This window comes from Photobacterium sp. Ph5 (assembly GCF_022129445.1).
Lineage (GTDB): Bacteria > Pseudomonadota > Gammaproteobacteria > Enterobacterales > Vibrionaceae > Photobacterium.
Genome location: NZ_JADQAQ010000031.1, coordinates 41524 through 54523, shown reverse-complemented (window position 1 = coordinate 54523; position 13000 = coordinate 41524). Strand labels below are relative to the sequence as shown.

Annotated in this window: 13 protein-coding genes; 8 read left to right on the top strand and 5 right to left on the bottom strand. The window is 42.6% G+C overall.

Going from position 1 to position 13000, the window contains the following annotated elements:
* Positions 1-351 precede the first annotated feature (351 nt).
* Together I3259_RS20255 and brnQ are read left to right on the top strand one after the other, a co-directional pair.
* Positions 352-474, top strand: coding sequence for a hypothetical protein (locus I3259_RS20255; protein WP_006647695.1), 123 nt, complete (start codon positions 352-354; stop codon positions 472-474).
* 115 nt (positions 475-589) lie between these two features.
* Positions 590-1897 carry a branched-chain amino acid transport system II carrier protein gene (brnQ, locus tag I3259_RS13010; protein ID WP_238030010.1) on the top strand — a complete coding sequence of 436 codons (1308 nt, stop codon included), beginning with the start codon at positions 590-592 and terminating at the stop codon, positions 1895-1897.
* Between the two features lie 66 nt (positions 1898-1963).
* On the opposite strand, the gene I3259_RS13005 is transcribed toward brnQ, so the two are convergent.
* Positions 1964-3022 (bottom strand): hemolysin family protein, encoded by a 1059-nt coding sequence (locus tag I3259_RS13005; RefSeq protein WP_238030009.1) that lies wholly within the window; start codon positions 3020-3022, stop codon positions 1964-1966.
* Positions 3023-3249: 227 nt separating this feature from the next.
* Here I3259_RS13005 and hupA point away from each other — a divergent pair, with 227 nt between their 5' ends.
* Entirely contained in the window at positions 3250-3522 is a 273-nt protein-coding gene (gene hupA / locus I3259_RS13000) for a nucleoid-associated protein HU-alpha (RefSeq protein ID WP_005372678.1), read from the top strand.
* 42 nt (positions 3523-3564) lie between these two features.
* On the top strand, positions 3565-4251 hold the full coding sequence (locus I3259_RS12995) for a DUF1481 domain-containing protein (RefSeq protein WP_238030008.1): 687 nt from the start codon (positions 3565-3567) through the stop codon (positions 4249-4251).
* 47 nt (positions 4252-4298) lie between these two features.
* Here the strand turns inward: I3259_RS12995 and purD are convergent, their stop codons facing one another.
* Together purD and purH are read right to left on the bottom strand one after the other, a co-directional pair.
* Positions 4299-5588 carry a phosphoribosylamine--glycine ligase gene (purD, locus tag I3259_RS12990; RefSeq protein WP_238030007.1) on the bottom strand — a complete coding sequence of 430 codons (1290 nt, stop codon included), beginning with the start codon at positions 5586-5588 and terminating at the stop codon, positions 4299-4301.
* 106 nt (positions 5589-5694) lie between these two features.
* Positions 5695-7287, bottom strand: a complete 1593-nt coding sequence (purH, locus tag I3259_RS12985; protein WP_107207959.1) for a bifunctional phosphoribosylaminoimidazolecarboxamide formyltransferase/IMP cyclohydrolase — start codon at positions 7285-7287, stop codon at positions 5695-5697.
* A 241-nt stretch (positions 7288-7528) separates the two neighbouring features.
* Between purH and zntR the strand changes: the two genes are divergently transcribed.
* The gene (gene zntR, locus I3259_RS12980; RefSeq protein WP_238030012.1) at positions 7529-7990 is read left to right on the top strand and encodes a Zn(2+)-responsive transcriptional regulator; all 462 of its coding nucleotides are present in this window, start codon (positions 7529-7531) and stop codon (positions 7988-7990) included.
* 10 nt (positions 7991-8000) lie between these two features.
* Here the strand turns inward: zntR and I3259_RS12975 are convergent, their stop codons facing one another.
* Complete coding sequence (locus I3259_RS12975) at positions 8001-8204, bottom strand: hypothetical protein (protein WP_005372666.1); 204 nt, start codon at positions 8202-8204, stop codon at positions 8001-8003.
* Between the two features lie 181 nt (positions 8205-8385).
* Here I3259_RS12975 and I3259_RS12970 point away from each other — a divergent pair, with 181 nt between their 5' ends.
* Positions 8386-8667 carry a pyrimidine/purine nucleoside phosphorylase gene (locus tag I3259_RS12970; protein ID WP_238030006.1) on the top strand — a complete coding sequence of 94 codons (282 nt, stop codon included), beginning with the start codon at positions 8386-8388 and terminating at the stop codon, positions 8665-8667.
* A 71-nt stretch (positions 8668-8738) separates the two neighbouring features.
* Here the strand turns inward: I3259_RS12970 and malI are convergent, their stop codons facing one another.
* Positions 8739-9764 carry a Mal regulon transcriptional regulator MalI gene (malI, locus tag I3259_RS12965; RefSeq protein WP_238030005.1) on the bottom strand — a complete coding sequence of 342 codons (1026 nt, stop codon included), beginning with the start codon at positions 9762-9764 and terminating at the stop codon, positions 8739-8741.
* A 286-nt stretch (positions 9765-10050) separates the two neighbouring features.
* Between malI and malX the strand changes: the two genes are divergently transcribed.
* Together malX and I3259_RS12955 are read left to right on the top strand one after the other, a co-directional pair.
* Positions 10051-11631, top strand: coding sequence for a maltose/glucose-specific PTS transporter subunit IIBC (gene malX / locus I3259_RS12960; protein WP_275949793.1), 1581 nt, complete (start codon positions 10051-10053; stop codon positions 11629-11631).
* 71 nt (positions 11632-11702) lie between these two features.
* The gene (locus tag I3259_RS12955; RefSeq protein ID WP_238030003.1) at positions 11703-12881 is read left to right on the top strand and encodes a MalY/PatB family protein; all 1179 of its coding nucleotides are present in this window, start codon (positions 11703-11705) and stop codon (positions 12879-12881) included.
* Positions 12882-13000: the final 119 nt, after the last annotated feature.

Here is a 13000-nt window from a genome sequence, read left to right as displayed (position 1 = left end):
CGTTATTACTAATATTGTAGTTGCAATAACGGGGCGGACCATACATTTTTGTATCGGGTGAAAGTGCGTTTTTCAGCATAAAAATATTTCGTTATATAAGCAAAATTTCGTAGAAAAGACCGTTATTTCATCGATTGTATTGTTTTTGTTTCAGTATGTTTGGGTTTGGTGAAGTTTTTAATTCTGGTTTTTGGTTTTGTATCCAGTTAATGCCACTACTTACTGGTTTAACTTTGCACCATTCCACTTATTTTATTTTGGCTATTGTAATTCGATCCCTTCGCCGTTTATAACATCACAACACCAAAGCACATTGCTTATGGTAATAATGATTTTTTATGGGGAGGTACAATGCATACAGTCACAGCAATGACATTCGCTACCTGTTTTTGTGGCCGTAAAATTACTGCGCAATATGCGATGTGTGACGGTAATATACGCCAACTTCTCATGCTCTCTCTAAAACGTATTTAGAGCTGGCAGCTTATACCTAAACATTACTGTCAGCTTGCGAAGAAGCTGATAGGTTCCTTGAAATATGTCCCCATCTCGCTTTCTCCAAGCTGAAAGTCACAATAAAAGGAATACTATGTTAAGTGCACGCAATATTGCCGCATTAGGCTTTATGACATTCGCCATGTATTTAGGCGCAGGAAATTTAATTTTCCCTCCATACTTAGGCTATCAAGCTGGAGATAACTTTTTAAGTGGCATGACGGGCTTTCTCTTAACGGGGGTTGGTTTACCTGCGATTGCGTTGGTGATAGTGGCTTGGGTTAGAGGTTCAGATAACTTAACCGCAGCATTACCGAAACCTTTAGCGACTAGCTTTTGGGTGATGCTGTTTATTGTGATTGGCCCCGCTTTTATTATTCCTCGTACGATCACAGTGGCTTACCAATTTAGCCTTGCTCCTTTTATGGGTGATGCTGGGCTTATCCCTTTTTCTATAACATTTTGTATCGCTGCTATTTTGTTCTCGTTATATCCTGGTAAGTTGGTGGACACCCTCGGTAAGTGGTTAACGCCAATATTACTTACGATTTTAGGTGTGATGGCTGTTGTCGCTGTTTTATATCCATCAGGTTATGTCACTGAAGCGACAGGCGCTTATGTTAATGGTGCGATGGCTGAAGGCTTAACCCAAGGTTACATGACGATGGATGCGTTAGGATCGATTGGTTTTGGCTGGGTTATCTTCCGTGCTATTGAAGGCATGGGGGTGAAGGAGCCGAAAGCTATCGCTAAATATACTTTTATCGCCGCATTAATGTATTCAAGCGCAATGGCATTGGTGTATTTGTCTCTTGCTTATATTGGCGTAACAAGTGAAGGGCTGGGATTAAACTTCACTAATGGTGGCGAGATCTTAACCGCTTTTACCAATTACCATTTTGGTGTGTTTGGTACTTTGTTATTAGGTGCGGTATTAGTATTGGCGTGCTTAACAACGGCGATTGGGGTGACAACTGCGGGTAGTGAGTTTTATAGCCGTACGTTTACTCCTGTGACTTATCGTAAAAGTGTCATCATAATCATGGTGCTATCAGGCATTATTGCTAACGTTGGCTTATCGCAATTGTTGAAAGTGACATTACCTGTGGTTGTTGCGTTACACCCTATTGCGATTTCATTACTGATTATTGCACCGTTACGCCATCAATTATCACAAAAGATGGTACTGGCAACCTTAGCCGTTGCGATGATTTTTGGCTGTATTGATGCAACGCATATTCTTGAAGCTATGCCAGCACAGATGGATAAGGTACTAGAGGCTAACCTACCGTTATATCACTATTACGCAGGTTGGATTTTACCTACGGTAATCACTTTGGTTATCGGATTAATTGCGCAGCGTTTGACAGTAAAACGCCAAGTACTGACTAAAGAATACTAATGTACTGAGTGGGTTAAAGAGATAATAAAAAAGGGACCGAAAGGTCCCTTTTTTCATGATAGAGGATTATTTTTCTTCATCATTATTTTGAATTACGCCATGCTTTTTCTTCCACTTTTCCCAACGTTGGAAAGCCAGTTGCTGCATGTCGGTATTTTTATCGGCTTCATCGACAATCTCTTCACCAACAAGGCTTTCGAAGATGTCTTCTAGCGTCACAAGGCCTTGTACAGTGCCGTATTCGTCAACGATTAAGATAAGCTGTGAACGTTCTTGCATTAAGCGTTCAAAAGCCTTAGGTACGCTAACGTTATTCATAATAACGGGCAGTGGGCGCATTAATACACCGAGCTCTTGACCCCCTTTTCCTGCTTGGCTTTCTGCAAATAGCTCTAGGCGGTGAACGAAACCGACAATATTGTCACTCTGATCGCTATATACCAATGGGCGAGAGAACGGGCTATTTTTATGCTGAGACAAGAATTCATTAATGGTTTGCTCAGCATTAACACGGAATAGTACCGGGCGTGGCGTCATAATTTTCGTTACGCTTACATCACGGAATTGCAGTAAGTTGGTTAGAATTTTTGACTCGCCTTCACCTAACTCACCCGTTTCGTGTGCTAGCAATGCCATTGCTGAGATTTCATCACGTAATTTTGGTTGCTCATGACCGCGTGATAAGCGACGCGTAATTTGTTCTGATACCCATACTAGAGGGATCAGTAGCAATACCATCCAACGCAGCATACTCGCTGAGAATGGTGCTAGTTGACGCCAGTATGTGGCACCAATGGTTTTTGGCACAATTTCAGACAGTAATAAAATACCTATTGTTAATACGCCTGAGAAAACACCCAGCCACTCGCTACCAAATACGATAGTCGCCTGTGCACCAGCGGTTGCCGCACCGATAGTGTGAGCGATGGTGTTTAGGGTCAAGATCGAGGCAAGAGGCCGATCAATATTATCTTTGAGCGCGGTGAGTTTTGCCGCTGCAGGGTGGTTTTGCTGGCGTAATGTGGCGATATAACTTGGTGAAATACTAAGTAACACCGCTTCTAATACAGAACAAATAAACGAAACACCAATCGCAACGGAGATGTAAATCGTAAGGAGTACCATGTCAACCTATCAGTAAATTAGCGAATATCCGCTATATTAATCGGGGCTGGACAGAATAAATACAACTATTTTCATGCGGTATTTAGTAACATTTTGTGAACTTGCGCTCAGATTGTGGTTAAAGAGTCCGCATCTGAGTCGAATAAAGCAGACAAACCTTTGCCACACGGGCTTCTTTTGAATTAGAGTTGTCCCGTCTTACGAAAAAACCTTAGAAGGGAAACCTAATGAACAAGACCCAACTGATTGACCTGATCGCAGAAAAGGCGGATCTATCTAAAGCACAAGCAAAAGCAGCTTTGGAATCTACTCTTGACGGCATTACTGATGCGCTAAAAGACGGTGACCAGGTTCAACTAATTGGCTTTGGTACATTTAAAGTAAATCATCGTGCAGCTCGCACTGGCCGTAACCCACAAACTGGTGCTGAAATTCAAATTGCTGCAGCTAACGTTCCTGCGTTTGTTGCTGGTAAAGCACTAAAAGATGCATTGAAGTAATTGTGATACCGCCAGAATGAATTATTCGTCTGGCGTTTTTTTATGTCTAAAATTTCATTTCTCTTTTCTTTTCTTCTTCCTTTCCTCCTTTCTGGATGTGTTGCAGGAAACCTTGCTGATAACATGACATTACCAATCACGATGGTGAATGTTGCTGAGCAAAAATCAGATGGCACACATATCTATTGGTATTTATCCCAGCAGAGTGCTCCAGAGCGGCTAGGAGAGCGTGTTTATAGTATCAAGCAAGGTGATTATCAAAGTGATTACCTGTGGCAGTCAGGTAAGCTTAAGACGCTGTTGCAACAGGGGGTACGGTTAATTGATGGTCAGCAAGTTCCTTTTGAATTACAGCTTCGTTTTGATAGTCAAGGGCTAGCGGTTTATCAACGCTACAAAGAAAATGGTCATATTTTACCGTTGACGATAAATGAGATAGCAGAGCTCAAACAGTACAGTGAATATTTAGTCCATCGAGTTGAACGACTAAAAAAATCAAAACAGTATTTTGAGCAAGGTTATAGACAGCAACAACAGCTGCTCTCTTGTCAAACTCAACAACCGATCGCTATTGATGATCCTAATGTCTTATCCGTATTTGCCCCATCGGGATATTGGGCGGCAATTGGCGAGCAGAAAAACGGTAAGTTAAGAATTAATAAGTTGTTATCGGGTGTGGTGAGTGAGACTTGTCTACAAGCACCGACATTGATTGATACGAAGCAATAAAAAAACGCGCTCATTAAGCGCGTTTTTTAACTCTGAGGGAATGAGTTTTATTGCTGTTGCTCACGTGCAATGGCGCGATAACCAATATCGTCGCGATGGAACATGCCATTCCACGAAATTTGTTTTGCCAACGCATAAGCGCGCTGTTGTGCTTCAAGAACAGTATCGCCCATCGCCGTTGCACATAACACTCGACCACCGTTGGTGACGATATTACCGTTGTTATTTGCAGCCCCTGCATGGAAGACTTTTTCGCCAGCGATTTCTTGTTGTGGTAAACCTGAAATCACATCTCCTTTGTTGTAGCTTGCAGGATAGCCGCCAGCAGCTAAAACAACACCGATAGAAGCGCGAGGATCCCACTTAGATTCTACAGTATCGAGTTTTTCATCAATCGCTGCTAAACAGAGTTCAACTAAATCTGACTGCATACGTAGCATGATAGGTTGGGTTTCAGGGTCACCAAAACGGCAATTATATTCGATCACCTTAGGTGTGCCATCGCTCATGATCATCAAGCCTGCATAAAGGAAACCTGTGTAAGGTGCACCTTCTGCAGCCATGCCTTCAACGGTTGGGTAGATCACTTCTTTCATTACACGGTCATGGATCTCTTGTGTAACAACTGGGGCTGGAGAATATGCACCCATACCGCCAGTGTTAGGACCTGTATCACCATTACCAACACGCTTGTGATCTTGGCTGGTGGCCATAGGTAAAACGTTTTTACCGTCTACCATTACGATGAAACTGGCTTCTTCACCGTCTAAGAATTCTTCGATAACAACACGGTGACCGGCTTCGCCAAAAGCATTGCCTGCCAACATATCACGAACAGCATCTTCTGCTTCTTGCTCAGTCATTGCGACAATAACGCCTTTACCTGCCGCTAGACCGTCTGCTTTTACCACAATCGGGGCGCCTTTTTGCTTTAGGTAAGCAAGAGCAGGTTCGATTTCAGTAAAGTTTTGGTATTCCGCCGTTGGAATGTTGTGACGTGCCAGAAAGTCTTTAGTAAATGCTTTAGAGCCTTCAAGCTGAGCTGCTGCTTCTGTTGGGCCAAAAATTGGCAATTTAGCTGCACGGAAGGCATCAACCACACCAATAACTAGAGGTGCTTCAGGGCCGACAATGGTTAAACCAATTTGATTATTTTGCGCAAATTCGACTAATGCTGCGATGTCTTCAACACCTATCTCAACATTTTCCAGTTTTGGCTCTAATGCTGTACCTGCATTACCAGGTGCAATAAATACTGTTTCTACTTGCGGGTTTTGCGCAACCTTCCAGCCTAATGCGTGTTCACGGCCGCCGTTACCAATGATCAGTACTTTCATCGTTAATCCTTATTGCTTCGCGCTAAATACTTAAAAATCTCTGCTCTTTAAAAAAGAGCAGAGACTAAATCGATAGTGTTTATTCACTTAAGTTTGTGATGACAACTTAGTGGCGGAAGTGGCGCATACCGGTAAATACCATCGCCATGCCATGCTCGTCAGCGGCAGCAATGACTTCATCATCACGCATTGAACCACCCGGTTGTATAACACAAGTAATACCTGCTTCTGCTGCTGCATCAATACCATCACGGAACGGGAAGAATGCATCTGATGCCATTACGCTGCCTGCGACTTCTAGGTTTTCGTCAGCAGCTTTAATACCTGCAATTTTGGCAGAATAAACGCGGCTCATTTGGCCTGCGCCGACACCGATGGTCATATTGCCTTTTGCATACACAATCGCGTTTGATTTCACGTATTTCGCTACTTTCCAGCAAAATAGAGCATCACGCAGTTCGTCTGTAGTTGGTTGACGTTGAGTGACAACGGTTAAATCATCAACTGATACCATGCCTTGGTCACGGTCTTGAACCAATAAACCACCATTAACACGTTTAACGTCAAAGCCAGTGGTTTTGGTTGTCCATTCGCCACACTCAAGAAGACGTAAGTTTTTCTTGGTTGCAACAACGGCTGCCGCTTCTGCTGATACTTTCGGCGCGATAATAACTTCGACAAATTGACGATCAACAATCGCTTGTGCAGTTGCTGCATCTAATTCACCGTTGAACGCAATAATGCCGCCAAATGCTGAGGTTGGGTCTGTTTTGTAAGCGCGATCGTAGGCTTCAAGTAAATTGTCACCAAGTGCTACGCCACATGGGTTAGCATGCTTTACAATCACACAAGCGGGTAAATCGAATTCTTTCACACACTCTAGTGCAGCATCTGTATCTGCGATGTTGTTGTATGATAGCGCTTTACCTTGAAGTTGCGTTGCCGTTGCGACAGACGCTTCTTGTGGGTTTGCTTCAACATAGAATGCTGCTGCTTGGTGGCTGTTTTCACCGTAGCGCATGTCTTGTTTTTTCTCGAACTGCTGATTGAAAGTGCGTGGAAACTTCGATTCCTCATCACCTTCTTTGTTGTCGCCGTATGATGGCACCATAGTACCGAAGTAGTTGGCGATCATACCGTCGTAAGCTGCAGTATGTTCAAAAGCCGAGATAGCTAAATCAAAGCGTGTTGCCTGAGTTAGTGAGCCATTGTTCGTGCTAATTTCTGTTAGTACGCGGTCGTAATCGTGCGCATTAACGACAATCGCTACATCTTTATGGTTTTTTGCTGCAGAGCGAACCATTGTTGGTCCACCGATATCGATGTTCTCAACCGCATCGGCTAGTGTACAACCGGCTTTGGCAACGGTTTCAGCGAAAGGGTAAAGGTTAACAACAACCATATCGATAGGGTTAATGCCGTGCTTTTCCATTACTTCGTCGTCAGTACCACGACGACCTAGTACGCCACCATGAACTTTTGGGTGAAGGGTTTTGACACGGCCATCCATCATCTCTGGGAAACCGGTGTAATCAGAAACTTCGGTGACTTGAATGTTTTTTTCGGCAAGTAAACGAGCGGTACCGCCAGTCGATAAGATTTCTACGCCGCGATTGGCAAGAGCCTGTGCGAATTCCACAATACCTGTTTTGTCTGATACGCTGATCAGCGCACGGCGAATAGGACGAGCGTTTTCCATGGCTACTATCTCTTTTAATTACACGGTGAATAGAATATTTCCCAAGACCAAGCCCATTTGGTGTGAATTGGTTTTGGGAAATATCCTGATTCTCATCACATCTACAAAGTGTGGGTGATGACAATAGTGATTTATCAATAATGGTCATTTGTGCGTAATGTGACCATTATTTTACATGAATAGGAAGATTACGCAAACGTTTGCTTTTGGGGTGTCTTTAGGAGAAATAAGCAAGATGGCGATGTATTTGATTGGTCAATTAGCAAAGTTATGTCAGGTCAGTAGCGATACATTACGGTTTTACGAAAAAAATAATTTGCTCCAGCCTGCAGGCCGAAGCGACAGTGGTTATCGTTTATATAGTGAGGATAATTTATCGCGAGTTAAATTTATCTTACGGGCTAAAGCTATTGGTTTAAGTTTGGAAGAAATTCGTGAGCTATTAGATATCCGACTGGAAGCAAGTCAACATAGTTGTGCGGAAGTAAAAGCGATCACTCAAGCGAAGCTTGATGAAGTGGACATGAAAATAAAGGAACTCACGCGTATTCGACGCGCGTTAAAAAAGATCAATGATGCGTGTTGTGGCCATGTGGATGATGATGCGAGCCATTGCTCAATCCTTGAGGCCTTGAACGATAGTTGTGATACGCCGGATCCTAAGGGTGACACCAAGCCATGTTGTTCAAGGCACAAGAAATAGAACGTGTAACTTAATCGCTGGTGGCTTCTTTTGCATTTTGGATCGCATCTTTTGTGGTATCACGGAAAAAGTGTCCCGTTGCCTTGGTTGCATCACGGGTCGCGTGACCAATTTCAGTGAAGCCATCTTTAATACTTTGCTTATCGCTACTGCTACAACCAACTAATGGTAACGAAGCGATCAGTAATACCGCTAAAACATGCTTATTTAACATCTGAGATCCCTCGGTAAAATTTCGAAGACTAGTGTAGCGTTTTTTTATCATGAACCAAGTTAAATTCATGTCATGAATATCGTGATTAGCGTCATTATATTTCATTAGGGCATTGTGAAATTTTGTGATAATTTTCAGTCAATAGCGTATTGCTAATACGAATCAAAGATAAGGATAATCGATGTTAAAAGTAAATGAATATTTTGATAGCCAAGTAAAATCAATTGGCTTTGAATCTTCGGGCGATCATGTCAGTATTGGTGTAATGGCACCTGGCGAATATACCTTTGGTACTGTAGCACCTGAACGTATGACTGTGGTTAAAGGTGCATTAACTGTAAAACTACCAGGCCATGTTGACTGGGAAACTTACAACGCAGGTGATAACTTTGAAGTTCCTGGTGACAGTTCATTTAATGTGAAAGTATTGGTTACTACTGCTTATCTTTGTGATTACTTATAATTTTAACTTATTGTGATTATATAAAAGCTTCACTTCGGTGGAGCTTTTTTGTTTGTCACTATTTGGTATCTCTATGCCGAGCCTCGCTCAATTAATTGTGGCGGCAAAATAAACTGTTGTGCAGTTTCCTTATGAGCCTTCATTTTTGCGAGTAACCGTTGTCCTGCAAGTTGTCCCATTTGTCGGGTAGGAGAGCTGATCATGGTTAAACTAGGCTGAGTTAACGCTGCTTCAGGGGTATCATCAAACCCAATTAAGCCGATTTGTTGACCAATATAGTTATCTTTTCCGACACTTTTCCCGACCCGTTGAATACCATACATCGCCCCTAATGCAATGGCTGGTCGGTGACATAATAGTGCGGTAATTTTGGGATGCTGAGTCAGCAGTTGTTGAACATGATCAGCGGCTTGGCACTGGTTATTCTGAGCTTCAATTATCCATTCATTTTTAAACGGTAAGCCATATTGCATTAATGTCGTGCCATAGCCGCCAATACGCTCTGCACGGGTGAGAGAATCACTGCTGCCGCCAATATACGCAATATGACGATGACCTTGTTGGATCAAATGCTGAGTTGCAAGCATTGCGGCTTGATGATTATCAGGCCCAATATAATCGACCTCATTATTCACGGCTGATCGGGCTAAGCAAACCGCAGGAATATTGGCTTGTTTTGCCATTTCGAGTACTTGGTTTGTCGCTTCTCTTACAGGGCTAAACGCAATACCTGCGACACCTTGTTGGATCATCGATTGGACACATTGGATTAATTTGTCTGCTTGATGGTTGGATTGGGCAAGAAACAACATATGGTCATGTTGTTCAAGCTCGTCGCTTAACCCTGCCGTAACTTCGGTATAAAAGGGATCTGTAATATCCGCTAAGATCCAGCCGATCAAATTTGAGTGATTGGATCGTAAATTAGCTGCGGCGTTATTGCGAACATAGCCTAGGGCTTCAACTGCTTGATTGACCTTATCAATTGTCGCTTTTGATATACGGCCTTTATTGCCCAGCACCAAAGAAACAGTGGAAACGGAGACACCGGCATAGTCGGCAACATCGGTGATCTTTACTTTGCTTGATTTAGCCATTAGATAGTTAATTACCCTGTATTTATCTATCAATATAAAACGTTATATCTATGATCTGAATATTAACAGGATCACAGTTTTTAATATGCGTTCTGGCGCGAGATATGTTCCGTGATCTCGATGCCGATAAAAGTTGATAAAACGTTTTATCATTTATTTCGTAATTCAGCAAAAGCGTTGGCAGAAGTTTTGAGCTCATCTTCGTCGACGTTTTTTTTCAACAAAGTGATAAAACGTTTTACCACTTTGTTTTTGACGAAGATAAAACAGTGATCAGGTGACAATGATGTCTAAATCTGCAAATAAAACAACGCTATGGGAATTTTTCCAAAGCTTAGGTAAAACGTTTATGTTGCCAGTGGCGCTCTTGGCGTTTTCCGGTATTTTACTGGGTATTGGTAGTTCGTTATCAAGTGCTGCAGTAAAAGAAAGTATGCCTTTTCTTGATAATACCGTACTGCAATTGCTGTTCATGTGGATGACCAAAGTTGGTTTGGTCGCATTTATCTATTTACCTATCATGTTTGCCGTAGCCATTCCACTTGGCCTTGCCCGTGAAGAAAAAGGCGTTGCCGCGTTTGCAGGTTTTGTTGGTTACGCAGCACTTAACTTATCAATTAACTTTTACCTAACAGTGGCTGGCGTATTAGGCAATGCGACCGAAGAAAAAGCCTACGGTGTGAAGTCTGTTTTAGGCATAGAGTCGATTGATACTGGCATTTTAGGGGCAGTGATCGTCGGTATTATTGTGGCGAAACTGCATGCACGTTTCTATACCTACAAAATGCCTGATGCATTAGCTTTCTTTGGTGGCGCGCGCTTTGTTCCGATCATCTCAACCTTAACGCTCGGTGTGGTTGGCCTATTAGTACCGCTAGTATGGCCTTACTTTGCTATGGGTATTAATGGTATTGGTAGCTTAATCTCTCACTCAGGCCCATTTGGTCCATTCCTTTTCGGTACCGGTGAGCGTTTGTTATTGCCATTCGGTTTACATCACATTCTTGTTGCACTGGTGCGTTTTACGGAAGCGGGTGGCACATTGGATGTGTGTGGTAATACGGTAAGTGGGGCACTAAATATTTTCTATGCAGAGCTTTCTTGCTCAACAACTAACGGCTTCTCTAACTCGGCAACATCATTCTTGTCGCAAGGTAAAATGCCGGCTTTCCTTGGTGGATTACCCGGTGCCGCTCTTGCGATGTACCACTGTGCTCGTGTTGAAAATCGCAGCAAAGTAAAAGCGTTATTGTTATCAGGTGTGGTTGCATGTGTGATTGGTGGTATCACAGAGCCATTAGAATTCTTATTCCTGTTCGTAGCACCAGCACTGTACTTTGTTCACGCTATTTTAACGGGTGTTGGCTTTATGGCGATGCACTTATTAGGCGTAACGATTGGTAATACTGATGGCAACATTATCGACTTTTTGATTTTCGGCGTACTTCAAGGTACGGCAACAAAATGGTACTTAGTACCTCTTGTGGCTGCAATATGGTTTGTGATGTATTACAGCGTATTCCGCTTTGTGATCACTCGCTTCAATTTAAAAACCCCAGGTCGTGAAGTAACTGATGTAAAAGATGAGTTAGCCTTTGCGGAAACGGGTGAGAAAACGACGGGTTACAAAGGCGATATTATTTTAGAAGCACTGGGTGGTGCTGCAAACATTACGTCACTTGATAACTGTATTACTCGTTTGCGTTTATCGGTTAACGATATGAGTTTAGTGAATGACGCCGTACTCAAAGCTAACGGTGCATTGGGGGTCGTTAAGCTTGACGATCATAACTTACAAGTTGTGATTGGGCCTCAGGTGCATATGGTCAAAAATGAAATGCAGGGCTTAATGCCAGCAACGGCATAATATGATTGCGGAGCCTAGTGCTCCGCTTTTTTGTTTTGGATAACTGTTTTCGCTTGTTACAAGAGGTTGATATGTTTGATTTCTCTACTCCAGTTAACCGTTATGGTACCTATTGTACCCAGTGGGATTATGTTGAAGATCGGTTTGGTGAAGCGGATTTATTGCCGTTTACTATTTCTGATATGGATTTCGCCGTTGCGCCATGTATTGAGAAAGCGTTATCTGAACGATTAGCACATGGTGTATTTGGCTATAGCCGATGGAATCATGATGATTTTAAATCTGCGATCACTGGCTGGTTTTCACGCCGTTATCATAGTCCAATTAATACCGAGCATATTGTGTATGGTCCATCGGTGATTTACATCATTTCGCAATTAGTGATGCAGTGGACAAAGCCGGGGGAAGGTGTCCTCATTCATACCCCTGCCTATGATGCGTTTGGTAATATGTTAGCGGCTAATGATCGTCTCATGTTAACAAGTCCGTTGTTAAAAACGGCTGGTGGTCGTTATGAGATTGATTGGGCACAGTTTGAAGCACAAGCGGCAAAACCCGATTGTAAAGTGTTGTTACTATGTAGCCCACAAAATCCAACCGGACGAGTATGGACACGTGATGAGCTTAGCCGTATGGCACAGATCTGTTTGCAACATCAGGTGAAAGTGATCTCCGATGATATCCATATGGATATGGCATTTAATGATTATATTCCGTGGTCTGAAGTGGCGTTAGATGATAATTGGGCCTTGGTTTCTTCAGGGTCAAAGTCATTTAATATTCCTGCATTAACGGGTGCATATGCGTTTATTGCCGATCAAACTGTACGTGAACGTTACTTAACTCAGTTAAAAGCGGCACATGGTTTATCGTCACCGTCGATTTTAGGTGTGATAGGACATATTGCCGCTTATAACCAAGGTGAAGTATGGCTCGATAGTTTAAAAGACTACCTTCAAGCTAACCTCCGTTATGTCGCAGAGCAGTTAAATCAGGCCTTTCCTGAGTTGAATTACCAAGTGCCAGAGGGGACATATTTAGCGTGGATTGATTTAACGCCATTGAGCGTGGATATGGATGCCCTACAACAACGTTTAATTAGTCATTACAAAGTCGCCATTATGCGCGGTGATACTTATGGCAAAGAGGGACAAGGCTATATACGACTCAATGTTGGATGTCCTCGTAGCAAAGTAGAAATAGGTCTCAAGGCATTGATGGGTGCATTGCATGATTTAAAACATCAATAGAAAATTTCTTGTTTTCTAATTAAGAAAAGCTTCGCTACGGCGGAGCTTTTTTGTGTCTATAGTTAGCTGAATTTAAGAGATTGAGTTTTATATCAGTTACGTATAAATATGACACATTG